26 protein-coding genes are annotated in these 25,137 nt (G+C 43.6%); 13 read left to right on the top strand and 13 right to left on the bottom strand.

The features are described 5' to 3' along the window. Positions 1-28 precede the first annotated feature (28 nt). Positions 29-973, bottom strand: coding sequence for an Rpn family recombination-promoting nuclease/putative transposase (locus LAY57_RS00840; protein ID WP_249064374.1), 945 nt, complete (start codon positions 971-973; stop codon positions 29-31). A gap of 475 nt (positions 974-1,448) precedes the next feature. On the opposite strand from LAY57_RS00840, the gene dnaK reads away from it, so the two are divergent. Both dnaK and LAY57_RS00830 read left to right on the top strand, forming a co-directional pair. Then, positions 1,449-3,365, top strand: a complete 1,917-nt coding sequence (dnaK, locus tag LAY57_RS00835) for a molecular chaperone DnaK (RefSeq protein WP_249064373.1) — start codon at positions 1,449-1,451, stop codon at positions 3,363-3,365. Between the two features lie 169 nt (positions 3,366-3,534). Then, a complete protein-coding gene (locus LAY57_RS00830; RefSeq protein WP_249064372.1) occupies positions 3,535-4,188 on the top strand; it encodes an acetoacetate decarboxylase family protein in 654 nt (217 codons plus the stop codon). Positions 4,189-4,285: 97 nt separating this feature from the next. Here LAY57_RS00830 and LAY57_RS00825 read toward each other — a convergent pair whose 3' ends face one another. The 5 genes from LAY57_RS00825 to LAY57_RS00805 all read right to left on the bottom strand — a co-directional run bounded on the left by LAY57_RS00825 (position 4,286) and on the right by LAY57_RS00805 (position 11,414). After that, positions 4,286-6,109, bottom strand: a complete 1,824-nt coding sequence (locus LAY57_RS00825) for a pentapeptide repeat-containing protein (RefSeq protein WP_249064371.1) — start codon at positions 6,107-6,109, stop codon at positions 4,286-4,288. 104 nt (positions 6,110-6,213) lie between these two features. Further along, the gene (locus tag LAY57_RS00820) at positions 6,214-6,837 is read right to left on the bottom strand and encodes a helix-turn-helix domain-containing protein (RefSeq protein WP_249064370.1); all 624 of its coding nucleotides are present in this window, start codon (positions 6,835-6,837) and stop codon (positions 6,214-6,216) included. Positions 6,838-7,117: 280 nt separating this feature from the next. After that, entirely contained in the window at positions 7,118-8,260 is a 1,143-nt protein-coding gene (locus tag LAY57_RS00815) for a CHAT domain-containing protein (RefSeq protein WP_249064369.1), read from the bottom strand. Between the two features lie 244 nt (positions 8,261-8,504). Then, on the bottom strand, positions 8,505-9,866 hold the full coding sequence (locus LAY57_RS00810; RefSeq protein ID WP_249064368.1) for a TMEM143 family protein: 1,362 nt from the start codon (positions 9,864-9,866) through the stop codon (positions 8,505-8,507). Between the two features lie 216 nt (positions 9,867-10,082). Beyond that, positions 10,083-11,414 carry a TMEM143 family protein gene (locus tag LAY57_RS00805; protein ID WP_249064367.1) on the bottom strand — a complete coding sequence of 444 codons (1,332 nt, stop codon included), beginning with the start codon at positions 11,412-11,414 and terminating at the stop codon, positions 10,083-10,085. A gap of 180 nt (positions 11,415-11,594) precedes the next feature. Between LAY57_RS00805 and LAY57_RS00800 the strand changes: the two genes are divergently transcribed. Together LAY57_RS00800 and LAY57_RS00795 are read left to right on the top strand one after the other, a co-directional pair. Beyond that, the gene (locus tag LAY57_RS00800) at positions 11,595-11,882 is read left to right on the top strand and encodes a hypothetical protein (protein ID WP_249064366.1); all 288 of its coding nucleotides are present in this window, start codon (positions 11,595-11,597) and stop codon (positions 11,880-11,882) included. Next, entirely contained in the window at positions 11,879-12,298 is a 420-nt protein-coding gene (locus LAY57_RS00795; RefSeq protein ID WP_249064365.1) for a PIN domain-containing protein, read from the top strand. Before LAY57_RS00800 ends, LAY57_RS00795 begins: the two co-directional genes overlap by 4 nt. Before the next feature lie 394 nt (positions 12,299-12,692). On the opposite strand, the gene LAY57_RS00790 is transcribed toward LAY57_RS00795, so the two are convergent. Next, a complete protein-coding gene (locus tag LAY57_RS00790) occupies positions 12,693-13,286 on the bottom strand; it encodes a hypothetical protein (protein WP_249064364.1) in 594 nt (197 codons plus the stop codon). A 117-nt stretch (positions 13,287-13,403) separates the two neighbouring features. Between LAY57_RS00790 and proS the strand changes: the two genes are divergently transcribed. The 3 genes from proS to LAY57_RS00775 all read left to right on the top strand — a co-directional run bounded on the left by proS (position 13,404) and on the right by LAY57_RS00775 (position 17,022). Further along, on the top strand, positions 13,404-15,209 hold the full coding sequence (gene proS, locus LAY57_RS00785) for a proline--tRNA ligase (protein ID WP_249064363.1): 1,806 nt from the start codon (positions 13,404-13,406) through the stop codon (positions 15,207-15,209). A 140-nt stretch (positions 15,210-15,349) separates the two neighbouring features. Further along, on the top strand, positions 15,350-16,213 hold the full coding sequence (locus LAY57_RS00780) for an LmeA family phospholipid-binding protein (RefSeq protein ID WP_249064362.1): 864 nt from the start codon (positions 15,350-15,352) through the stop codon (positions 16,211-16,213). Positions 16,214-16,377: 164 nt separating this feature from the next. Beyond that, positions 16,378-17,022, top strand: coding sequence for a GerMN domain-containing protein (locus LAY57_RS00775; RefSeq protein ID WP_249064361.1), 645 nt, complete (start codon positions 16,378-16,380; stop codon positions 17,020-17,022). Positions 17,023-17,076: 54 nt separating this feature from the next. On the opposite strand, the gene LAY57_RS00770 is transcribed toward LAY57_RS00775, so the two are convergent. The 3 genes from LAY57_RS00770 to efp all read right to left on the bottom strand — a co-directional run bounded on the left by LAY57_RS00770 (position 17,077) and on the right by efp (position 18,827). Beyond that, a complete protein-coding gene (locus LAY57_RS00770) occupies positions 17,077-17,430 on the bottom strand; it encodes an ArsR/SmtB family transcription factor (RefSeq protein WP_249064360.1) in 354 nt (117 codons plus the stop codon). A gap of 81 nt (positions 17,431-17,511) precedes the next feature. After that, the gene (gene accB / locus LAY57_RS00765; RefSeq protein ID WP_249064359.1) at positions 17,512-18,033 is read right to left on the bottom strand and encodes an acetyl-CoA carboxylase biotin carboxyl carrier protein; all 522 of its coding nucleotides are present in this window, start codon (positions 18,031-18,033) and stop codon (positions 17,512-17,514) included. 236 nt (positions 18,034-18,269) lie between these two features. Beyond that, positions 18,270-18,827, bottom strand: a complete 558-nt coding sequence (gene efp / locus LAY57_RS00760; RefSeq protein WP_249064358.1) for an elongation factor P — start codon at positions 18,825-18,827, stop codon at positions 18,270-18,272. 263 nt (positions 18,828-19,090) lie between these two features. On the opposite strand from efp, the gene LAY57_RS00755 reads away from it, so the two are divergent. The 6 genes from LAY57_RS00755 to thiL all read left to right on the top strand — a co-directional run bounded on the left by LAY57_RS00755 (position 19,091) and on the right by thiL (position 24,340). Beyond that, a complete protein-coding gene (locus tag LAY57_RS00755; protein ID WP_249064357.1) occupies positions 19,091-20,233 on the top strand; it encodes a peptidylprolyl isomerase in 1,143 nt (380 codons plus the stop codon). A 116-nt stretch (positions 20,234-20,349) separates the two neighbouring features. Further along, a complete protein-coding gene (locus tag LAY57_RS00750; RefSeq protein WP_249064356.1) occupies positions 20,350-21,036 on the top strand; it encodes a methyltransferase family protein in 687 nt (228 codons plus the stop codon). 175 nt (positions 21,037-21,211) lie between these two features. Then, positions 21,212-21,484, top strand: coding sequence for a hypothetical protein (locus tag LAY57_RS00745; RefSeq protein ID WP_249064355.1), 273 nt, complete (start codon positions 21,212-21,214; stop codon positions 21,482-21,484). Further along, positions 21,427-21,711: a hypothetical protein gene (locus LAY57_RS00740; protein WP_249064354.1), complete on the top strand. Its 285-nt coding sequence runs from the start codon at positions 21,427-21,429 to the stop codon at positions 21,709-21,711. Before LAY57_RS00745 ends, LAY57_RS00740 begins: the two co-directional genes overlap by 58 nt. Before the next feature lie 116 nt (positions 21,712-21,827). Then, the gene (locus LAY57_RS00735) at positions 21,828-23,210 is read left to right on the top strand and encodes a hypothetical protein (RefSeq protein WP_249064353.1); all 1,383 of its coding nucleotides are present in this window, start codon (positions 21,828-21,830) and stop codon (positions 23,208-23,210) included. Between the two features lie 77 nt (positions 23,211-23,287). Further along, positions 23,288-24,340 carry a thiamine-phosphate kinase gene (gene thiL, locus LAY57_RS00730; protein ID WP_249064352.1) on the top strand — a complete coding sequence of 351 codons (1,053 nt, stop codon included), beginning with the start codon at positions 23,288-23,290 and terminating at the stop codon, positions 24,338-24,340. Here thiL and LAY57_RS00725 read toward each other — a convergent pair. From LAY57_RS00725 to LAY57_RS00715, 3 genes are read right to left on the bottom strand one after another with little or no spacing between them, the layout of a single operon-like run. Next, on the bottom strand, positions 24,337-24,792 hold the full coding sequence (locus tag LAY57_RS00725; RefSeq protein ID WP_249064351.1) for a DUF29 domain-containing protein: 456 nt from the start codon (positions 24,790-24,792) through the stop codon (positions 24,337-24,339). The two genes, thiL and LAY57_RS00725, sit on opposite strands and share 4 nt — an antisense overlap. After that, positions 24,789-24,959 (bottom strand): type II toxin-antitoxin system HicB family antitoxin, encoded by a 171-nt coding sequence (locus LAY57_RS00720; RefSeq protein WP_249064350.1) that lies wholly within the window; start codon positions 24,957-24,959, stop codon positions 24,789-24,791. Before LAY57_RS00720 ends, LAY57_RS00725 begins: the two co-directional genes overlap by 4 nt. Then, a complete protein-coding gene (locus LAY57_RS00715; protein WP_249064349.1) occupies positions 24,956-25,117 on the bottom strand; it encodes a hypothetical protein in 162 nt (53 codons plus the stop codon). The genes LAY57_RS00720 and LAY57_RS00715 overlap by 4 nt, the downstream gene beginning before the upstream one ends. Positions 25,118-25,137: the final 20 nt, after the last annotated feature.

Here is a 25,137-nt window from a genome sequence, read left to right as displayed (position 1 = left end):
CTTATGAATTGCTTTCGCGATCGCACAATTACTTAGTTTCCAACCAAGCCACTAAATCGGCTAAACTGGAAAAATCGAAGATAGCATCACCTAAAGCCATTAAGTCATCTGATGATAACTGCTCCAAACGATTGAGAATTTCATCTGTAATTTCGCCAAATCGTCGCCTTAATAGTCGCTGCACCAATGTTAGTTGACCTGTTTGTATTCCCTCAGCACGACCTTCCTCACGACCTTCCTCACGACCTTCCTCACGACCTTCCTCACGACTAAACTCGATCGATCCTTTTTGTTCCCTGACAAACTGTTCCCGCTTCTCCAAATCCTCCAACTCCTCTACACTCAAATTGATTCGATTGGCGATCGCAAACGCTTTATCAATTTCTGGCACAATTGCCATCTTTTGTGGTACTATTTCCAGGTCGGGTGCTTTTCGCAAAAAATACAGCCATTTATCCGTTATACTTTCTAACTCCTCTAAAGTTTTCTTAAATTTCGGTAACTCCACAAATACCAACTCAAACGGATATTCTGGATAATCAAATAGCTGGTGCTTCTCTTTAAAAATAAATTGGGAAATTACCGTTTGAGAAACTTCAAACAGGGTAAAATCCATCACTGCTAATGAAATCAAAGGTCTAACTTCCAGATACTCTTCCCCTATTTTAAGTTGATTGGCGTAAGCTTTAGCGGTGTTATAAGCAATCCTTTTGGTAAAAGCAGGCACATTAAACGCTTGCATTTCTATCAAGACATTTTGGCCGTTATTCAATTTAGCTTTTACATCAAAATAAGTGTTTTTTAAAGCTGAAATGCGACCGGGAGCGTAGGGATCGATAATTTCTAAGCTGGCGATGACAGGCTGACCTTGATAGACGATCGCATTCAGAAAACTGATCAGAATATCTTGGCTATCATCGGAGCTAAAAATCTTTTTGAAAGCGTAGTCTGTTTTGGGGTTAATAAACTTCATATTGTGGCTTGATATCAGATTAATTTTAATAATCAACTGTTAATCTAACATAACAAGTCGGTCGGAGCCGGGTTTTTTAGCTTTATCCCCCACTCTCCCACTCTCCCACTTCCCCCATTTCCCCCTCCTGACGGCAAACACGACTAATTGATTACGGTTCACCCTAAACCCCAAGTCGGTGGATATGCCTACTATTAGATTCAGTGGCAGCGATCGAAAGATGTAAAGCGACTACAGCGACACGACGCCTCTTGAAAGCTAACCGTCCCCCCCAAGGTTCGGGAAACCCCCCTTCAAGAGAAACCTAACCGCAATCAGTATAGAGATTAGTCTTTCAGTGAACTGACAGTATTCAAACTGGACAAAGCTGCTGAATGGACTCGGTTGAGACAGTTTGTAGTCAAAGCATCTTCCAAGATTCGGCTGGTCAATCGAGAGCCAAAATTTTTGTAGTTAATGGAACCCGAACACTCTTATGGCAAAAGTAGTTGGAATTGACTTAGGTACGACTAACTCCTGTGTGGCTGTAATGGAAGGTGGCAAACCCACAGTTATTGCCAACGCAGAGGGTTTTCGGACTACGCCTTCCGTTGTAGCATACGCGAAGAACGGCGATCGCCTTGTCGGTCAAATCGCCAAGCGCCAATCGGTGATGAACCCCGAAAATACCTTTTATTCCGTTAAGCGCTTCATCGGTCGTCGATTCGAGGAAATTACCCACGAAGCAACCGAAGTATCTTATAAGGCCCTGCGCGACAACAACGGCAACGTTAAACTCGACTGTCCCGCGCAAAGTAAGCAATTTGCGCCTGAAGAAATTTCCGCTCAAGTACTGCGTAAGCTGGTAGACGATGCCAGCAAATACCTGGGTGAAACCGTTACCCAAGCTGTAATCACCGTTCCGGCTTACTTCAACGACTCCCAGCGTCAAGCTACCAAAGATGCCGGTAAGATTGCCGGGATTGAAGTGCTGCGGATTATCAACGAACCTACCGCTGCTTCTCTGGCTTACGGACTTGACAAAAAGAGCAACGAAACTATCTTAGTTTTTGACTTGGGTGGCGGTACGTTCGACGTATCTATCCTGGAAGTTGGCGACGGCGTGTTTGAAGTGCTGGCGACTTCTGGTGATACCCACTTGGGTGGTGACGACTTCGATAAGAAAATCGTTGACTATCTGGCAGATCAATTTAAGAAAGATGAAGGCATTGAGCTGCGGAAAGACAGACAAGCGCTGCAACGCCTGACAGAAGCCGCTGAAAAGGCCAAGATCGAACTGTCTAGCGTCACTCAAGCTGAAATCAACCTACCCTTTATCACGGCTACCCAGGAAGGCCCGAAACACCTGGATATGACCCTGACGCGGGCTAAGTTTGAAGAACTCTGCTCCGATTTGATCGATCGCTGCCGCATCCCCGTAGAGAACGCGATCCGCGATGCCAAAATCGACAAATCTGCGCTTGATGAGGTGGTGCTAGTCGGTGGTTCTACCCGGATTCCCGCAGTACACGAGGTGGTGAAGCGTACACTCGGTAAAGACCCCAACCAAAGCGTCAACCCGGATGAAGTGGTGGCAATTGGTGCCGCGATTCAAGCTGGTGTCCTTTCTGGTGAAGTGAAAGACATCCTGCTGCTTGATGTGAGTCCCCTGTCTCTGGGTGTGGAAACCTTGGGCGGTGTGATGACCAAGATTATCCCACGCAACACCACCATTCCTACCAAGAAGTCGGAAGTTTTCTCTACCGCTGTGGATGGTCAAACGAATGTGGAAATCCACGTTCTGCAAGGCGAACGGGAAATGTCTAACGACAACAAGAGTTTGGGTAACTTCCGCCTAGATGGAATTCCCGCAGCACCACGCGGCGTTCCTCAAATTGAAGTAACCTTCGATATTGATGCCAACGGTATTCTCAACGTTACGGCGAAGGATAAAGGTACTGGTAAGGTGCAATCCATCAGCATCACTGGTGCTTCCACTCTGGCGAAAGACGAAGTTGAGAAGATGGTCAAGCAAGCGGAACAAAATGCGGCTACTGACAAGGAACGTCGCGAAAAGATCGATCGCAAGAACCAAGCAGACTCTCTGTCTTACCAAGCTGAGAAGCAACTCCAAGAGTTGGGTGACAAAGTTCCCGCCGCTGACAAAACTAAGCTGGAAGGTTTGATCAAAGACCTGAAAGATGCTGTTGCTAAGGAAGATGACGATCAAATCAAGACTTTGATGCCAGAAGTGCAACAAACTCTGTTTGCGATCGGCAGCAATATCTATCAACAAGCTGGCGCTGGTGGTGCTGGTGGCCCCGGCCCTGGCCCTGATGGTGGAGCTTCTCCCGGAACTTCTAGCGGCAGTGGCGATGATGTAATTGACGCCGAATTCTCTGACACTAAGTAGTCATTAGTCATTGGTCATTAGTCAGCAGTCATTGACAAATGACTTTTGAGAAAAGGGTTGATAATAAAAGTGCGATCGCACTCATTATCAACCCTTTTTGGTTTTATATCGACACTTTGTTTGTACTCAGCACTCAGCACTCAGCACTTTGGTATAAAAGGAGCATCAAATGCCATATCCCCAAGCACCTTGGACACTACAAGGCTACGCCGTTCAGACATTGCAGTTGATAGATATTGAAAAAGCGCGTCCCTTCATTCCCTCAGAATTAGAAATCATCTCTTTTTGGCCTGGAAAAACTTTAGGAGGAATTTATATATCTTCCTACAGTTTCGGTTCAGTTATGGAATATAACGAGTTGATTGTTGTTGCAGGTTTTGCGCGTTATGCAGACAAAATCGGTGCTTGGATTTCTCATATATATGTAGACAATCCAGACTCTCTAGCTGGGGGTCGAGAAATTTGGGGATTGCCCAAAGAAATGGCTGAGTTTACTTGGGAAAACGATCGTAATCGCGTTATTGTCCGTCAAGGAAACCGATTACTTTGCGGCCTCACCTACACCCAGCCAAGTTTAGCATTCCCACTGCCGTTATCTGGGATGTGTTTCGGTTCTCTGGATTCTGATTTACTGTTATTCAAAGGTGAGTTTCAGTCTCGCGTGGGATTAGTTAGCGGCGAATTGGAAGTCCCCCCAGAAAGTACTTTTGCCCGGTTAAATTTAGGTCAGCCTTGGTTCACCTTTTACTGCGACGATTTGCGTTTAGTTGCGGGCGTACCGGAAGTTGTGGGACAAAGATCTGTTGAATTTAGCTATTCTTGAATCTAAAATTTTCCCCTACTATCTTATTGGTACGTAATGCACGGAAATGCTAGTTGCGCGGTGAATTTCGGTGGCGAATTGCTGGAGAATATTGGCGCTAACGCAGTTGTAAGATCGCATTCCGAATCGCTGTTGCGATCGCACTCTCTGGGATTGCTTCAACAATTTGTTGACCTTGTTGGAGAAGAAACTGCTTAAAGAAAGTATCTTTTTTCGCCTCTGTCAAAATTACTTGCTGAATCAGTTCAGCTTGTTGTACTGAAGAAGTCGCAACGCTTTGATTTTGAAGTTGCTGTAAAAAATTTTGAGCGACAGGGGCGACTTGAGATAAATCACCACTATTAGCAACAATACTGCGAATTTTACTAGCAGCTTCGTCATAATCAATTTGTCCAGAACCAGCTAGATTAGTAATCGTACTACCTGTAATGAAAAAACTATTACCAAAAGATTGCTTACTATAATTTTTCAAAGCTTCAGCTTGATTGGTCGCAATTCCTAATAATTGGTTAATTTGTTGTTCTTTGGCAGTCAGTAGCTGCTTCATTTCTTCATACCTGACCTGAAGGTACTGTTCAACATCCCGCTTTGAAGCATTTTCATTATGCGTTACTTTAACAACCCACAAATCTCCTCGTTTTTCGATTCCCTTAAGTTGTAATCCTAATCCTTCATCTTCTACTTGAAGTTTTTGGAGGGTAAAGCTAAAAGCACGCCAGTTGACGCCTTCTTTGAAAATTAACTCAACAACGTTGCCAACTTCCTGATACAGAGATTCAAATTCTCTAGGCTCAAAGTTGCGATCGATAGGATATTGATCAATCGGATGGCCATTTTGATCCAATTCTCGGTAGATGTAGTCGCATTGAACACCCGCAAAACGAGTCTCACTATTAATACTCCAATTTTCTATACAAATTCCTGTAAGATTCGCTCCAGAAAAATCTGCGTCTAACGCCTTAACTTCTTTTAAGAGTGCGTCTGTAAGGTCTGCTCCTCTCAAATTTGCACCTTCAAAATTAGCTCCCGTATAATCTTCATTACGACCTATTTTTGTTGTCAGCAATTTTCTTACTTTTGGCTGCTCTAATATAGTTCCTTGCAGTCGAGAAAGGTCTAATCTAGTTGCGCCTTCAAAGCTAGTCCGAGTTAAAATTGCTTTTCTAAAATCTGTATGGGGTAAATCTGCTCCATCAAAGCAAGCATCTGTTAAATCCGATCCATAAAATGAGGTTCCACCTATTGTAGCCCAAAATACTGCTTTTTCTCTGATCCAGGCAAATTTAGGAGATCCTCTAACTGCTTTTCGAGCGATAATAGCACCTGTAAGGATGACTGCGATCGCAGAAATTAAAGTTATTGTAAATTCAAGTATTCTCTGTTTTGATGAAAAATCAGTCAGAAACCAAGATAACACCGTTATAGTAAATCCCGATGCTAAAAAAGCTAGAAACTCTCCTACTAATCCGCCAGATATAAGACAAAAAGATCCAAATAATGCTATAGAAATTGCTCCCAATAAAGCTATAATTATACTTACACTAAAAGTAAAACTAAAAGTAAATATTTCTCTATTAAGATCACTATAAAATATTATACTAATGGTAGCTAATGTCGAAATAAATGTGAGCAATATTGTCAATTCTTGTACCTCTATTATAAAGAACATCAAACTACACATATATATACTTGAGCTAATTGCTAATCTTATAAAATTCATCTTATGTAGTATAATGTATATTTGCATTTTTCCTGCTACAATAGCTGCGAGACTTAACAAACAACATAGGAGTATTTCCCCAGTTAAAATTAACACTTTTTGAATATTTTTATGTCCTGCTTGTGCTTTTTTGAAATCTCTATTATTTAAACTAATTTTTTTAAAATTATGACTACGAATATCTTGATTAAAAATTTTCATATTAATTTTTGTAAAAACGACACATATTCCTAAGTAGTTGGACAGAATTAATTACACTATAACTTAGCCATAAGTCATAGTGTAATTAATTCTGTCTATTGATATTAACACTTTCCACAACACCACCCAAAAAAACCCAACTCACTACCCAGTCTGGCTAGATTTACAGGGTGCGTCTTGATTAAATTTATCAACTCAACAGGTATATCTGTAATCAAGCTAAGTTCCTCTAAAGATAAGTTTCTTTCTTTTGCAAATTCTTCAAGAGGAAATATAGTTATTGCTAGATCTGACACAACTTTTAAATCTTCAGGAGAAACTTCTAAAGCTTTACTAATTTCACTTATGTGCATTTGATAAGGATCTTCAGCAAGCTTATCTTTAGAGATAGTTTGAGTACTGTAAAAGTCAATAAAAGAAGGATGTACGCCAGAACGTTCGCTCAATTCTTCTAGCGTTATACCCTTCTTTTGAGCAATCTTGATAATATTAAGCTTGAAAGCAGCCCTTTTTAGTACAGGCTTTACTAACTCCATTACAGGTAAATCCAACTTAGCTGCTATTTGTCTGAGTTCACCAGCCGTTTGTTCTGTGATCTCAACAGATGTAAAAGATGTAGTCGTATAATATCTTTGTATCCTCTTCATAGAAACGCCAGAAACTTCGCTCAGTTCCTCTATAGTTAAACCTTTTGCTTCTGCCAATTCTTGAATCCGAAAAGTAGCCATTGCATGAAACTCCTATGACTGTAATATTGCATTGACGTATCACGAAACAACTCAAAACTAACACAGCAAAAATGTCTGTCAAGTCAGTTTAATAATTTAGTAATAAGTCTTAACATATCTATACGTTATTGGCAATAACTGTCTACTTATAACAATACGTTCGCCATTTTTTTGTAGGTTGGGTTGAGTGAAGCGAAACCCAACCTACGAATCAAGGTATTTTTCATTTTGGCGAAGGTATTGTTATAACATACACTTATTGCATTGTCAATTTACAGAATCAAGCCAAACCTAACAAACGAACAATAGTCGGGAACATTTCGTTACAATATTCCACCAACTTTGCAGCAGCAGGCAAGCTAGTAATCGTTCCTTTCAAAACTTTGATAGCTGTTTTTGCGGCCTTTTGTAAACCTCCTTCTTGAGGTTTCTTACCTGCTTCTGCCAAAACTTTCACTTGTTCTAAAGCCTCGGCTTTATCGTCCTCACTTAAATCGGGATTAGCCTCAATCGCCGTTTGCAATTGTTTCAACAATTCTGCTAATTTTAGTGCTTCAGGGGCATCAGATTTTTCTAACTGACCAATCGTATTAGTCACAGTACCACTGATATTCATTTCACCCAAATTTAATGCCTGTCCGCTAATATCTCTACCGACGCTGCCAATTTCAATTTTGCGGCTATAATCATTACTGTTCATAAAATTATCTCCTGTTATAATTGAACCTGAACCTGTTAAGTTTGTAATGTTACTATCCTTAATATCAAAGGTATTATTTGCGTTAGGTTGTGGAGTGGCTTCGACTTTTTTCATAGGAGTTAAAACTTCTTTTTTCAGCAGTACGGGAATGAGATATTCGGGAACTGTCGCAGCTTTATCTACACCAACAACACTTGAACGAGAAATTTCCAATTGAATGCGATTGCAACCAAAACTGTAAGCAGACTCAATTGATTCTCCTCCACCCAATGCCCCATAAAAACCCGTTGTAAAAGCGATCGCAGCATCGTCTCGAATCGACTGTCGCATCCCAATTACGTAATTAATTTTTTCCACAATTGCTTTCGCTTGTACTTCAGAGTAACAGGCATTAAACAAAACACATTCGACCGAATTTGCCACCAACCCAAATAAATTAGCCAAAGTTTCAGTACTAACCAAATGTGCTTTACCAGCATTATTTTGTAATACTAAACCTTCATTGCCCGTACCATGTCCTGAAAAGTGAACAATTCTTGGTTTAGTCTCTAATAAAGCATTTTGTAAATCTTCAGCACGTACAGCTAATTTTGATTGAACTTCAAACAAATCGCGATTCTTTGAGCGTTTAAGTACCTCATCAATATCGCGAATTTCTTCCATCAGTTCTAGAGGGGCAGTCCCTTTTGGATTGGCTGCCAAAATTAGGATTGTTGTTTTCATATTGGTCAATTAAAACCAATTTTGGTTTACATAACGCAAGTTGCTATTTATTAATAATACTAGATTTTTGCTCCCCCTAAATCACCACTTTGGGTGATTTTTGTCCATATCTCTTTTTACAACGGCTTGCAGCCGCGTGAGGTACAATCAAACGATTTTCATCATAGTTCGTAGGGGCGAAGCCCGCCCCTACAATTTACTTCTCACCCATTTGCAAGCCGCTGTATGCGATCGCACCTATCAATTATGTAGCATACGTAAAAGCATTGTCCCAAACGTAATCTATGATTGTTTTGGCATCGTCCAGGGATGGTACATTGCAAAACCCTTCGTTATCGTAAGTCAGCAGAGGTATTTCTGGCGTACTTCCTGAATCTACTCCATCTTTGATGATTTTGCCCCGTATCCCTTCCAGATTGCGGAGTGGGCCTTTGATATCAAAGTCAATTTTCGTACCGAATTTATTTTCCATCCATGTCTCAATTCGGTTATCCAATTGTTCTGGCGTAAGCGGTTTTTTGCTGGTGAGCAGGTGATAATAAGCCAAAAGAATTTCTTTACATTCTTCCTCCTCAGCGGCGTCAATTAATGCTCCAAAAACGCTAGCGTTATTAGCAAGGTTCCTGAAGAAAAGAGTGTCGGTCACATTTTTTTGAAATTTGACCTTTTTGTAGTTGTAATTGTTATATTGCCTGAAGCCAACCCCACCTAACGCCACCACCAGAGACAATGCCGCTACCATTACAGGCATTATATTCTTTACATTTTCCTCGCTGATATTGAAATTTAGGAAACTGGTTTTTCCGAAGAACACAAACCATATCACCCCTACAATCAGCAACACTTGGGGTACGATTTTCACAACCACCGAAGCCGCAGCCCCAATAGCCGGAATGCCAAGCAAAAGACGGTCTTTCCAGGTCATGCTGATTTTGATGTTGGGAAATAGGAATTCTAGGTCAAATTTGGGGATGTTTTTATACAAGTAGATGTACATTTTCCCTGGCGTGAAATTCATATTTTTCTGCTTGCCTTTTTTAGATGCAAAATATGTAGCATCTTTGAATTTCAGCAACAATACCACCCGCTCAAAGGTCTCAATCGTCTTTTCTACGTTCTTCAAAAGTTTCTTGACAGAAGTGATTTTCTGATTGTCGCCTCGGTAGTAGCAAACTATCTGCTCAAAGTCCTCAAAATCGACATTTGTCTTTAGTTCAATCAACGAGTTTTCCAGAAAAGCCCGTTGTAACATTTCTTCAGATAGGGGGACATAATTGGCTCTTTCCAGGACAACCTTAAAAGCTGCAACCAGTTTAGCTTCCATGTCCGCTTGCTGCGCTGAAGTAGGTTCAATTTTTAACTTGGTATCGGCATCCGGGTTAAAGGGAACAAAGTTATCCTTTAAGATCTCTAAAGTCTGATGCAACTGAAAATGGTAATAGGACGACAATATTTCGCAAAAATCCCGGAACTTTTCGACATCTGCGGGAGCCAACTCGCCGTCTTCAACGCAAAGTTCGATCAAATCGGGGCGACGATAGGGGATGAAAGCTTCGCGGTCTTTATAAATTGCCATAATATTGATGTGTTGAATAGCATGGCTCATGAGAGCGGTGATCTAGGTAATAGCATAAACAATTATTGACACCAAGGAAATAGCGATTGCCTACGGCACGCTGCACGTGAAGCGAAGCTATCGCGTCAGCGAATCGCACTTTCTCAAACTACACCATCTAAAAATTTCTGATCTGATGCTGCCACGGGTAAGGCCCGATCGCATCTAGGATATCGCTGGAAGGTGCTTACGGTGTGCGATCGGGCCTTATTTTCCGCAGACAAACGCATTGTCCCAGACATAATCTACGATCTTTTTGGCATCCTCTAGGGATGCAACTTTGCAAAACCCCCGTTCATCGTAACTCAGCAAAGGTATTTCTGGCGTACTAGCTTCCTCTGACCCATCCTTGATAATTTTACCGCGTATTGCTTCCAGATTGACCAGAGGCCCATTGATATCAAAATCAATTTTCGTACCAAATTTTTCATCCATCCACTCCTCAATCCTATCGTCCAATTCTTCGGGGCTTAGAGAAAATTTGCTAATTAACAGATGATAATAAACTAAGATAATCTCCTTGCATTCTTCTTCTTCAGCAGCATCAATTAAGGCTCCAAACACACTAGCATTATTAGCTAAATTCCTAAAAAATAGAGTGTCGGTAACTTTTTTTTGAAAGTGGATTTTCTTGCTTTTATAACTGCTGTATTGCTTGAAGGCGAAACCGCCAAAAGTTATCGCCAGGGAAAGAGTGGCCACCAATACAGGCGTAACATCACGCACCGCCTTTTTGCTTGTATTCTCTTTGCCGATATTTGCTTGGCCGAAGACGACAAATAATATCACGCTTATAATAAGCAACAGTTGAGGTATAACTTTGAGTAGAATCGGAATAGCAGCCCCAATAGCTGGAATGCCAAACAGAAGCCGATCTTTCCAAGTCATGCTAATTTTGACGTTCGGAAATAACAACTCCAAGTCAAATTTGGGGATGTTTTTATAAAAATAAATATATATTTTACCTGGCGCAAATTTTAGCCGATCGGACTTAACTTTTTTTGATTCAAAATAGGCGGCATCCTTGAATTTAAGCAATAATACTACCCGTTCAAAAACAGCAACATTCCGTTTTACTTTCTTGAACAACTTCTTGACCGTAGTTATCTTTTGACTGTCGCCTCGGTAATAACAGACTATCTGTTCAAAATCATCAAAATCAACCTTTGTCTTTAATTCAATTAAAGTCTTTTCCTGAAAAGCCCGTTGTAACATTTCTGGCGATAAAGCCATGTAATTGGCTCTTTGGAGAATATTCTTAAAAGCAGCGACCAGTTCGGCTTCCATCTTTACCTTTCGATCGGTCCCAAGTGCAATTCTCGGTTCGCTATCGGCATCCGGGTTAAACGGATCGAAATTATCCTTTAACATTTCCAAACTTTGATGCAGATGAAAATGATAATAAGCCGACAATATTTCGCAGAAATCGCGGAACTTTTCCACATCTGCGGTGGGCAACTGGCCATCTTCAACGCAAAGTTCGATAATATCGCGCCGATGATAGGGAATGAACGCTTCGCGGTCTTGATAAACTGCCATAATACTGGGATATAACGATATTTTGGATAGCAGAGATTGTGAAAGATGCCAAACGACTAAAGTCCCGGCTACACAGACAAAGCCTGCCTACCCAGGCTAAAGATAGCGCGATCGGCCCTTCACTCTTACAATAGATTACAATATATAATATCTCATTCTCAAAGCGCATCCCATAACCTTATGCAAGCCTACAAAGTGAAAGCTAAAATCGACCCAGCGGGTCACTTAATTATTACAGAACCGATCGACCTACCAGTAGGAGATGTCGAAGTCATCATCTGGCAGGAAGTGGAAAATCTTGATATTGCTACTGATGCCACAACGAATTCATCGTCTGTCGGTAATCAAAGTAAACTTGAATACCAAAGTAAATTTATGAGAGAATGGTCGGCAAATAACCATCCAGTTTCTCCTGACTTTGACCCAGAACAAGCCAGATTAGAAGCCCTACAAGAGAAATATCTGTGAAAGTACTCCTTGACACCAACATAATTCTCGATAGTGCCATAGAGAGACAGCCTTTCGTTTATGAAAGCGATCGCATTTTCTTACTAATTGAGCAGCAGAAATTTGAAGGGTATGTTTCAGCTTCAACATTTGGCGATCTTTATTACCTAATTCGCAAAGCCAAAGGTCGAGACTTGGCACTTTATTTCTTAATAAATCTAGCCAATCTCTGCCGAATTGCCAATGTAAATGAAGCCGCAATTTCAATTGCACTCACAGCCAACTTCCGAGACTTTGAAGATGCAATTCAATACTCTACAGCCGTCATCAATCAACTGGACGCAATTGTTACCCGCAATCCCCAAGACTTCACCAATGTCAGCCTTCGCATTCTCACCCCTACCCAACTTATTCAGGAACTTGAGATATTGCCCTAATCATGTTCTAGACTGATTTACGGCGACTTATTCTATAGAATACAATAACAATATTTGTGAAAACAGGGTACATGGATTACCCTATTTTGACCGTTTTATACCCCCAGCTAACCTGTCGGTATAGTTGGGGTCTTACCGCGAACCTGATAAATAGTCTCTTCCTTAGACCCCAATTTAAGCAGTGATCTCACTATCATTTGGAGATTGCTTATTACGCTTAATCGATCTGCCTACGCGGTTCACGCTTGGAGCGTTTCGATCTACTTTAGGAGCAGTTTCTCCCACGTTAGGCAGCAAATCAGCAACACCAAATAGCTCCCCAAGTCCAGATCTTTTTACATCAGCTTGCCGTCCAGCGTGAGTCAGAATAACCTTTGTCCCAGCCTTTACCTCTTCACTGGTTAACAAGGGTAGGGACTCCGTATTGATTTTCTTGTCGTTCGCAGAAACTTCTGGCTGCTGTTGGTGAGAATCTGAAGGCATATAAATCTTCTCCTGGTGGGCTGGGCGCTGGCCCCAGATACTCCATCATAATAACGTCTCTGTAGTATGAGACAGCTGATTCTAGAGAAACCAGAACAACTAAAGGCTTATTTTCTGGTACTGTACAATATCTTAATGCAATCTCGATACAATACCATATTAACCATTTACCGATAGGAGCGATCGGTCGGTCAGCCGACTCATCTTGACTGGTAGGATATGCCTCTAATTGTTCGATTTCCAGGTATTTTGGAGAACCGGGATAAGGATAAAGACCATATCGCACCAATCCCCACATTCGATCGGTATAAACGAGTTTGACAATATTTTGGCACTCAAAATTAGTATTTTTCCACAAGCTAGACCAGCTAAAAGACCAATCTCTAGGCATATCATCTTCTTTTGCGGCCAAAATTAGAGCCACTTGCTCTCCAGCCGCTCGATCTTGAATTTTTACTTGATACGAGCCAATGCTAGTCAATTCAGCCTCACACGCCAACTGCAATTTAAGCTTCTTTAGATTATAGAGTAGCTTTAAAGGTCTATAGCACTTAACTAGCGATTACAGCTGATGTTATAGACTGAAGAAAGCAATCATCTCAATTGGCAAAAGGAACAAACGATGCGACTCTCTCAAATGTTATTCGTTACACTGCGGGAAGATCCAGCCGAAGCAGAAATCCCCAGCCATAAATTACTACTCCGCGCAGGCTACATTCGTCGCATCGGTAGCGGTATCTACGCTTATCTCCCCCTGATGTGGCGCGTGCTGCAAAAAGTTTCTCAGATTGTGCGCGAGGAAATGAACGCTACACTAGCACAAGAGTGTCTGCTACCGCAACTGCAACCCTCAGAGTTGTGGCGCGAATCCGGTCGCTGGGACACCTACACCCAAGCTGAGGGTATTATGTTTGCCCTCAAAGACAGACAAGAGCGAGAATTAGGATTGGGGCCAACTCACGAAGAGGTAATTACTACTATTGCTAAGGAAATGATTCGTTCCTATCGGCAATTACCCCTGCACTTGTACCAAATTCAAACCAAATTCCGCGATGAAATCCGCCCCAGATTTGGCTTGATGCGCGGACGCGAATTCATTATGAAAGATGGTTATTCGTTCCACGCTGATGAGGAAAGCCTGAAGAAAACTTATCAGGATATGCACCAAGCTTACAGCAATATGTTGCGGCGAAGCGGTTTAAGTTTCCGTGCAGTGCAAGCTGATTCAGGTGCAATTGGTGGTTCTGGTTCTCAAGAATTTATGGTATTGGCTGAAGCGGGAGAAGATGAAGTTTTATACACCGAAGATGGTCAGTACGCGGCTAATGTAGAAAAAGCTGTTTCTTTGCCAGCCGATGCAGAAACTTCTATTTTCACAAGTTATGAAAAACGGGAAACACCCGGAACTGATACTATAGAAAAACTATGCCAATTCCTCAAATGTTCTCCCACTCAAGTGGTGAAAAATGTCCTTTATCAGGCTGTTTACGATAATGGCATGACAGTGTTGGTGCTGGTGATAATTCGCGCCGATCAAGAAGTAAATGAGGTAAAATTGCAGAATGAATTGACTAAGTTGGCGGCGAAATATGGCGGGAAAACTTTGTTATTGCTGACGGTTCCAGACGCAGAAGCACAACAAAAATGGGCGTCAAAATGTTTACCTTTGGGATATATTGCTCCCGATGTCGGCGATGATTATATTGCCTCGAATAAGCAGGTTAATGCTAAGTTTCTGCGATTGATCGATCGGACTGCTGTCGATTTAAAGAATTTCGTCACCGGCTCTAATGAATCTGGTTATCATGTTGTTGGTGCTAATTGGGGAGATCAATTCAAATTACCAGAAATTGTGGTGGATGTAAGAAAAGCTCGTCCGGGCGATCGGGCCATGCACAACCCCGATCAAACCTTACAAAGTGCCAGAGGAATTGAAGTCGGTCACATTTTCCAACTAGGCACCAAATATTCTAAAGCACTGGGAGCAACCTACACCAACGAACAAGGTGAAGAAGTTCCCCTAGTGATGGGTTGTTATGGTGTCGGCGTATCGCGCTTAGCTCAATCTGCTGTAGAGCAATCTTACGACAAAGATGGGATAATTTGGCCTGTTGCGATCGCACCTTATCACGTCATCATCTCAGTTCCCAATGTCAGTGACGCTGAGCAACTGCAAGCAGCCGAAAAACTCTACGAGCAGCTAAATAAAGCTGGAATCGAAACTCTACTTGATGACCGCAACGAACGCGCAGGGGTCAAATTCAAAGATGCCGATTTGATTGGAATTCCCTATCGGATTGTCACCGGAAAATCTCTTAAATCAGGCAAAGTTGAAGTTGTGGAAAGAGCAAATCACAAAGCTCATGAAATTGCTCTTGATGAAGTTGTTGCCACACTCAAACAGTGGATTGATGCAGCTGTTAGCTAGAAAAGTCACCCCTTCAAAAAGGGGGGAGTGGGAGAGTGGGGGAGTGGGAGAGTGAGTAACCTTTTTTATTCTTCAACTGACAACTGACAACTGACAACTGACAACTGACTAATCACCAATCACCAATCACCTTTTCCCCAATGGAATTAATCACAATCCTCTTATCCGGCTTGCTTGGTTTTCTCTCCCCAGTTGGCTTAGTCGTCGATCGCGTGGCCCAGAATGCGATTCGCTCCCGATTTACCAAGGTGGAACAGCTGCAAGTCCGCGTTGACAATGCTCCCTCCCACCAACTTATACAAGGTAAAGTACAACGAGTACGGATTGCTGGGCGCGGCTTGTGGGTGACGCCAAATTTGCGAATAGCCGCCCTGGAATTGGAAACCGATCGCCTTGATGTCAATTTACAGGATCTTAGACAGCCCCGTCCGAGTTCCCCCCCCCAAGGGGCTCAGAGATTGCCAACAGGGGCTTTGCGGCAACCAGTGCAGGCGGGATTGCGTTTAGTTTTAACCGAGCAAGATATCAACAAACTCCTGCAATCACCAGCTGTAACAGCTAGGTTGCGGACTCTGGGAAACCGCTTTTTGGGCAATATGGGCGGCCAACAGGCCCAAGCCTACGAGTTAACCGATCCACGGGTGGAATTTCTAGCTGATAATCGCCTGCGCTTGCAGGTGGCATTACAGGAAAAAGGCGAAACTGTAACCGAGCAAAACAGTTCCAAACAGCTGACTCTTACAGTAGAGTCGGGACTGGGTATAGTTTCTGGGCATCAGGTGCAATTTGTTTCGCCAAAAGCCTCTCTCAACGATAATCCCGTTCCGGCTTTCTTGCTAAACCCGATCGTGCAAAGTCTCACTCAGCAGTTAGATCTACATAAACTGGAAGAAGCCGGAATTACAGCGCGGCTCTTACAATTAAATGTAAATCCAAAGCAAATGGAGATAGCGGCGTTTGTGCGAGTACAGCCACAACCCGCTCCTGAAAAAGGGAAAAACTAATATTTCCCGGTAATAATCGCATTTTTGCGTACTTTGGATTACCAAGAAATTATTGCTTTGGGAGCCAACCGGATTCATCCTTTGGGTCAATCCAAAATCCTCGCATCGAATGACTGACCGTCTCCTCACACCAAACCCGCCAATTCTTACGGAGATACCTGTTTATGGATAACCGACAACCACCTCGTCGTGTTTCTAGTCGTGCCATTGCGACTATCGGGGCGTTGATTTTGGCTATTGGTGGCGGAACGGTTTGGTTGGCATTAAACTCGCGGACTCCTACCTCTACCCCTACCCCTACCCCTTCCTCTACCCCTAGCCCTAGCCCTAGCCCCACGTCTCCCAACTCTCTGCAGCCATTACCAGTACAGGATACGGCTGATATTTATTGGCTTCAAGATCGGGACAATAAATTTGAGTTGGTTGCTCGTCCTGTAACGCTGGATAAGGCTGCAAGCAAAAATCCCAGCGCTATTTTAGAGCAAGCTTTCATCCGCTTATTGGCTGGGCCTAGCGATACCAATGACCGCGTTTCTACAAGCATTCCCAAAGGAACCAAACTCCGAAGCGTAACCGTTCAAAATGAAGGTGTTAGTGTCGATCTGTCCCAGGAGTTTATGTCTGGGGGTGGCAGTGCTTCGATGACGGGGCGTTTGGGACAAGTCATCTACACGGCTACCAGCTTAGACCCCAATGCCAAGGTGTTTATCTCTGTGGATGGGAAACGCCTGGAGACTTTAGGCGGTGAAGGTTTGGTGCTGGAACAGCCATTGACTCGCCAAGGTTTTCAGAAAGACTTTCCCCTGTAGAGTCAAAAGTCAAAAGTCTGACTTTTGACTTTTGACTTTTGACTTTTGACTTTATCACTCCTTGCTGGCTAGGCTAAAGTCTCGAAAGCAACGAGCTTGCTGTTCAATACGGGTTGCTAAGCGATCGCACACCAAGTTACACAGATCGAAAATTAACTCATCCTCCACCTTGTAGTAGGCGGAAGTTCCCTCACTCCGGCGGCTGAGGATACCAGCTTGCAGCATCACTTTCAGGTGCTTAGAAACATTAGCCTGACTGGTTTCGGTCGCCTCCACCAGTTCTTGCACGCACTTTTCGCCGTTGCGGAGCAAGTTTAACAGCCGCAGGCGCATTGGTTCGCTCAAAATGCTGAAGTACTCAGCCACTTGTTGCACAACTTCTTGTGGTACAGGTTGCGCTTGTTTCATTTAATTAACTTGGAATTGACCGATCCCCAAATTTTAGCAGTTCTTTTTTCTAACCAAATACAGTAATCCACCATACAACCATCATCCATCAGGGTTAACCCGCATCAAAATTTGGCCATATTCCACAGGTTGACCGTTCTGCACCAAAATTTCGATCACCTGTCCCGAAACCTCTGCTTCGATTTCGTTCATCAGCTTCATTGCTTCAATGATACAGACTGTTTGTCCAGATCGAATGCGATCGCCCACTTCCACAAAAGAGGCTTCATTCGGAGCTGGTGACCGGTAAAATGTGCCCACCATCGGAGATTTGATCGGCTCCCATTTCTGCTCAACCTGCGGGGGAGCAGAAATGGTCGTTGGGGAGGCCACTCCGCCCGACGCTGGAGCTTGGGTATAAAATGGCAATACTTCTTTAGCGTCAACAGGTATAGCTGGTGCAGACGGCTGCACGGAACCGATCGGCTCAGACGCTTCCCGAATGGAGCCAGTGTTTTTACGCACTGTTAGTTCAAAGTCGGCGCTCTTAAGCGTTAGCTCGGTAATATCGGTTCCATTCAAAACCGTCAGGAGTTCGCGGAGTTCGTTAAAGTCCAATTCCACAGCAAGTTTTATCCCATTCAATCAGCAACGGCTTTTTCGTTATTAATACGATCGAGGACTAGAGGGCTCTTGAGCGGGGGGACAGAGGAGCCAACCGGAAAGACTGACACAGATTCCTCTATCCCTGCATCCGTGCCTATCCATGTCGTGGCAAAGCAGAGGAGAGAGATCGCAGAGGAGCAAATGTTCCCCCCATATTTTGGTTAAACCCGCCCTTACGACTCCTGACTTCTGCATTATTCTCGACCCATGTAGGAATCGGTACGGGTGTCGATGCGAATACGCTCTCCCACAGAAATAAACAGAGGAACCATTACCTGGGCACCAGTTTCCACGATCGCGGGTTTGGTGCCGCCTGTAGCGGTATCTCCCTTAACGCCGGGATCGGTCTGCACTATTTCCAGCACTACAGAGTTGGGCAGTTCTACTTCCAGCACCTGATCTCCCCAGCGGATGACGTTAGCTTCCATACCTTCTTTAAGGTATTTGACGCGATCGCCAATCTGAGTGACGGAAAGTCGTGATTCTTCATAAGAATCCATATCCATAAAAACGTAGTCTTCGCCGTCTTTATAGGTGTGCTGCATCGTATTTTTTTCCAGATTGGCTTGGGGCATGGTTTCCCCGGCGCGGAAGGTCTGTTCTACCACACTGCCAGTTTGGACGTTTTTCAGCTTTGTCCGCACAAAAGCCGAACCTTTACCTGGTTTGACGTGGAGGAATTCCACGACCCGCCACACGCCGCCATTCCATTCAATCGAAACACCAGGCCGAAAGTCGTTACTCGAAATCATGAACCTTATTCCACTAGCCAGATCGATCGGCCTTTAATTGTACCGCTCTTGGGGGACAAGGAAAAAGGGGCTAGGGGCTAGAGGAATTTTAGATTTTAGATTTTAGATTTTAGATTTTATTTCAATTTTGCGATCTTCCCTCTTTCCCCTAGCCAATTGCCCCTTTCTTTTGAATGAATGACTTTTGACTTCCCTAGCAAGAAAGCCCCTTGTTCCCGACTCTATGGGACAATCTAAAATTGTGTGTACCTAAAAATATATTTATGCCTCGTTCCAGTCTTCCAATCTTTGATGGGCTAAAACGCTGGCTGCAAAGCGGCGTTTTGATGCTGCTGCTGGTTTCCCTTTCCATCGGACTATCCGGTGCTGGGTGGAACTTTTTTGGCAGCAGCGGTCGCGAGAGTCGCCTCCCATCTGGAAATGCCATTACCGATGGAAAAGCGCTATTGCGGTACGCCCTGCCTATAGACAATAAGCCAGTGCGAGAACTGCAAGCGAGTTTGGAAGACATCTCTACCCAGCTGCGATCTAATCGCAGGTGGAGTGCAATCTCTTCAGATATCAGTAAGGCATCGTTGATTCTGAGCGATCGCCAGCCCCAACTCCTAGAAAGCGTCCCCCAAGAGCTAAAACCCGAAGCCGAAACTTTGCTAAAAGACCTACAAGCAGGTCTCCCCGACCTCAGAGCAGCCCTTGAAGCCCAGGATAAGGAAGAGATCTCGAAAGAGCGGTCTAAGCTGCTAGATAAAGTAGGTCAGCTAGAAAACATGATGGTGCAGAAATTCCCCTTTGAAGTTCCAGCTGAATACAGCAACCTGCCCCAACTCAAAGGTCGCGCCACCGTGGAAATGACCACCAACAAGGGCAACCTCACCATCGTCCTTGACGGTTACAGCGCCCCTGTTACCGCCGGGAACTTTGTCGATTTGGTACAACGCGGTTTTTACAACGGGTTACCGTTTATCCGGGCTGAAGAATCCTACTTCCTGCAAACCGGAGATCCAGACGGCCCAGATCAAGGTTTCATTGACCCAACTACCGGAAAATACCGCGCTGTTCCCCTAGAACTGCTAATCAAGGGAGATGAAGCCCCCATGTACGGTATTACCCTGGAAGAAGCCGGTCGTTATCTCGATCGACCAGTGCTACCCTTCTCGGCTTACGGTGCTGTAGCGATGGCTAGACCGGAATTTGAAGCCAATGGCGGGTCTTCTCAGTTTTTCTTCTTCCTATTTGAACCAGAACTGACGCCAGCTGGGCTCAACGTGCTGGATGGTCGCTATGCCATCTTTGGTTACCTGATTGAAGGTAAAGAAGTTTTGGATAAGCTGAAGCAGGGCGACACAATTGAGTCGGCTCTTGTCATCGAAGGAGCAGAAAATCTCGTCCAACCTCAAGTAGCTTAGCGGTGTTTCAGATTTCAGATTTCAGAAAAGCAAATTGAAGAGGAAAAGTTTCTACCTAAAATCTGAAATTTGCCACTGGAAATTAATCAACAATTACCAATTTCCTTTTCTGAACCATGAGCAGTTCTGTCAGTGCAATACAGTTAGCTTTGGTATTGGTGGCAATGCTAGCCATATTGATTGTGCTGCCAGCGCTTTTATTTGGGGTAGTAAAGCAGTGGCAAGTAATTTTCTTATTACTTGGCTATCTTGGTTTTTTTCAGGGCACAATTTGGCGTGTCTTTAGATATGGTAATCTGACCAAGACCAGTGAAGATGAGCAGTTTAAGCGCAGATCTGGTCGTTGGGCTTTGGCTGTGCAGTTTATTGGTCTTTTAGCTGTGCATTGGTTAGCGCTGTATGATTTTTCGCGCTCTGGGGTTGTCTGGCGTAGTGCTGATAATCTTTTGCAAGTGAATGTGGCAATTTTTATCATTGGAGCCGCGATAATTATTAATCAAGCGGCAATTCGCACATTAAAAGGATTTTTTGACCGGATTGCGATCAAGCCCGATCATCAGCTGGTAACAACAGGCATTTACAGTATCGTGCGTCACCCAATTTACCTAAGCTATGTTTTACTTTTCACGGGATTTTGCACAATGCTGCAAAGCTTTGCTAGCTGCGTGGTGCTGGGTTTGGTCTGTACAATTTGGTTGGGTAGCAGAATTGCGATCGAAGAAGAAATGCTGGAAGCAAGGTTCGGTGAGCAATACAAGGCTTATCAGCAAAGAACCAAAAGGTTGTTTCCATTTATTTACTGACCCAGAGCCAAATTTTTAGCTAGATCGTGCTACTGTTGCACCATAGTGCTATCCAGTCACAATTATTGATAAAAAAAAAGGGGGTCTTTCGGAATCCGGCCTGCGAATGTTCGTTATGAACATTTTTGTAGGGACACGGCATTATAGATAAGTCGGTCATACAAAAGATTTAATTATGCCGTGTCCCTACTACAGCTTATGTGACACGAAAGAACCAAAAAAGGTGATAGGCGATCGGGGCATTGGGCACTGGGGTCAGTTTGGGCATTGGGTATTGGGGAAAAGACTAGACAGAAATAGTCTCCCACTCCCCCACTCTCCCACTCCCCCACTCCCCACTCCCCCACTCCCCCACTCCCCCAGTTCCTCTCCTCTACTAGATATCAGCCTATGGCAATTGTTGAGTTTATGTTTGTGCTGGCGCTTGCTGGAATGGCAGGCTTATTAATCATTAGCGCAATTAATGGTGAGCGGAAGCAGCAGCAGTTGCAGAATGCTTTCTATCAGTTACTTAAAGAGCAAAATGGCTTGATTTCTCCAATTCAAATGGCGGCAGCTGCTAGAGTTGACCCACAACTAGCTAAACAGTACCTGGAAGCGCAGGTAAAGACTTTTGAGGCACTTCCAGAAGTTGATGCTGACGGGGATACATTCTACCGATTTCCCAAACTTTAGGTGAGGGGTCTGCGCTCTTTGCGCCAGCCAATGCTTAAGTGAATAATTTACTGATGGCGTTTTTGGGGACGCCTTTGATACCATGCACTTGTATCAGGGACAACGGGGAGGTCAATATGGAACTTAAAGAAGCTCAGAAAAGATGCCAGAAGAGGTTGGTTTCAGCCATTGGGGAGCTAGAGTGTGAGATCTCAACGGCTGAAGTTGAGCCAATATCTGAACTGATTATCCAAACGATGACAGGTCCTTGGCGCTATTTTCATACTCCAGAACATATTTTTGATGTCGGTGGCACAGAAGACCCCATAGAGGTTCTGGCGGCTTTGTTTCACGATCTGGTTTACGTGCAGGTGGATCAGGGTGTAAGTTTTAACATTAGTACTTACATTACTCCTTTTGTCAAAGATGTTCGCGGACAGCTAGTGATTAGGGATTCAGCTCAATTGTCCAAGGATCGGATGTTTGAGATTGTAATGGCTGTATTCGGGTTTGTTCCCGGTCAGACGCTCTCTCCATTCGCGGGGCAAAATGAATTTTTGAGTGCGGTAATTGCTGCCAAATCTCTAGATCGTTTTATTTCTGCTAGTGCAATTGCTGAGATAGCGGCTTGTATTGAAGCTACGATTCCTTTTCGTCCAAAGTTGGAATCCGGTTTCAGCGCTATGGATATGCTGTACCAGCGTTTGATTAATGCTAATAATCAGTTCAATTTGGGGTGGACAGAGGCCAAGACCTGTGCAGCGGTCAAGCGTGCTGTGAGATTGGCAAACAGGGATGTTGAGAATTTTGCCTATCAAAATGCTGCTGATTTTTTGGACAATACATGGAATCTTTTACCGGAAACTAATCACGAACTCCTTAATGCCAATTCCTACACGGTTCAGGGATATCGCAAGTCTCTGCAAAAGATGGAAGGATTTATGAACTTCCTCAAACCGGAGGTGGTTTTCCAGCAGTTTATGGGTGAGCCGGATGACGAAAGTTATCGCGACTTGGTTGAAAGAACTAGAAGGAATATTGAGGTGGCGAAGCTTTATCTGGGAAGTAAGCTGACTACGATCGCTATACTTGAGGCGCTTTCCTATCGGATGGGACGAGATATTCCTATCTCTACTATGATGGGAGAATTACCAGATATAAAAGTAAAGTCTGCTGCTCTGGAGAATTTTATTCCCGATGTAATTGAAGGTCATGAACCTAAAAATTCTTTGGAAAAGGATGTGTTAGACTTGTTATCAAAAGGACGAAATAAAGATTCTCCTTACGATCTGAAAAATTCTCCTTTAACTACGTTTCTCATTAAATCAATCGGGTTTGAATCGGGTGGATACTTGTTACAAAAAGCTAAGGAGTTTTTCAAAGCCAATATTGAAAAAGTAAATATTGAAGAGGCAGAAGCGTTTCTTAAAGAATGTGACGATCATGTGATCAAAACGGTGACAGAAGCGGTAGGGCAACTTTTTGAAAGTCGCATGATTGCCTTGCGAGGAAATAACTAAGGTTGGGTGCGATCGCATCCCCGTCTGTGCTAAATGCAACAAACTTGCAATAGGTGCATAATTTCCAAGAGGTTAAGTTGGAAAATTTAGTTGTGACGGATGAATCGCCTGTTTTAAAAGTTGGAGATATCGGCGAACAAGGACTGCTGAAACGATTGCAGGGGTTCTGTCCGCCAGATATTGTGGGTGATGATGGGGCGGCGATCGCAATTCGGCTGGGACAATCTTTGGTTGTGACGACTGATGTGTTGGTGGATGGGGTGCATTTTAGCGATCGCACTACCTCTCCACAAGACGCCGGATGGCGTGCTGTTGCTGCCAATTTATCCGATTTGGCGGCGATGGGTGCAACACCTTTGGGTATTACAGTTGGTTTGGCCATTACTGGCGATACGCCTGTAAGTTGGGTTGAGGAACTTTATGAGGGGATGAGAGAATGTTTGCTACAATATAATACGGCGATTGTGGGTGGAGATGTGGTCCGATCGCCCATCATCACCATTTCAATTACTGCTTTTGGCGATGTTTCTCCTCATCGGATTATCCGCCGTTCCAATGCTAAGTCTGGAGATGCGATCGTTGTTACTGGCGTTCACGGTGCTTCGAGAGCCGGGTTAGAATTATTATTACATCCCGAATTAGGAGAAAATCTCAGGAATGGGGAGAGAAAATCATTAATTCAGGCGCATCAACGTCCCAAACCTAGATTAGATGTTTTACCAATTCTCTGGGATATTTTACATTCAGAATCCAAAATCCAAAATCCAAAATCGAAAATTGAAGTTGCTGGAATGGATAGCAGCGATGGTTTAGCAGATGCAGTTGTGCAGATTTGCACAGCTAGTGGTGTGGGGGGAAGAATTGAGCGTCAGCACATTCCCATCCCTCCCGCTTTCCATAATTGGATATCGCCAGAAAAAGCAATGGAATGGATGTTGTATGGCGGTGAAGATTTTGAATTAGTATTGTGTCTTCCCTTAGCAGATGCTGAGATATTGGTGAAAAGATTGGGAAAAGGTGCTGCGCTCGTGGGAAGAATTACCAACGATACTGATGTGCGGTTAGTTGATATTGCTGGTAAATATCCCGATGAAGTTCTTACTTTAGAGCGAGGATTTCAACATTTTTAGTCTGGTAAAAAATCGGGATCGATCGCTAGTTCCCGTGCGTAAGGACAATCCAGTGGAAAATTTTCCAGTGACAAACTCGTTTCATCTGCTGCTTGAAGGCGAGCATTCGCATAACATTCGGCAAATACCTCTTGTAGGTAAGGTATCAAGCTGGGTGAATCTTTCAAATCATCGTTAATGCGTCTGCGATGTTCCCGGATGCTACCACGCCAACTACCGCTGCGGTATTCTGGTTGATATTGCCATTTGAGAAGATGAAGCAGAAGCACCACAAGGTTATTTTTCAAGCTTTTCCGCCCACTTCTTGACATATCCTCAATTTCCTCAATCAAATTTGTCCAGTCTACAGAAGCATAGTTTTGGTTACGCAGTTGTTCTGCTGTAATTTCAACCCAGCGTACATAATCAGTTTCATATAGACTCTTTTGAGTGGTTTCGAGTTCAGGTGTCATATTTGTGTATCCTCTTCTATTGGTTCGAGGTAAAGCTCGATCGCTTCTTGAATATTTTCTAATGCTTCTTCAATTGTTTCTCCTTCAGATATACAGCCTGCAAGAGAGGGAACATAGACGGTGTATCCCCCTTCTTCACTGGGTTCTAAGACGACTTTTATTTTCATGATGCTGTTTTTTGACCTACTTTTCTATTTTGCAGGGTTTGAGCGCGATCGCACAGCCAATCTCCTCTGCGATCGTAGCCCTGGGCTGGTGTCTTGCCTGGAATCAGCAGTATACCACCTGTAGCAAAGCGGTTCGCCGATGATCCGTATTTGAGCAAAATTTGCCAAGTTGTGGGTA

The organism is Argonema antarcticum A004/B2 (genome assembly GCF_023333585.1).
Taxonomy (GTDB): Bacteria; Cyanobacteriota; Cyanobacteriia; order Cyanobacteriales; family Aerosakkonemataceae; genus Argonema; species Argonema antarcticum.
Note: the sequence above shows the minus strand (reverse complement) of the source record. Positions and strands in the feature narration are given on the sequence as shown.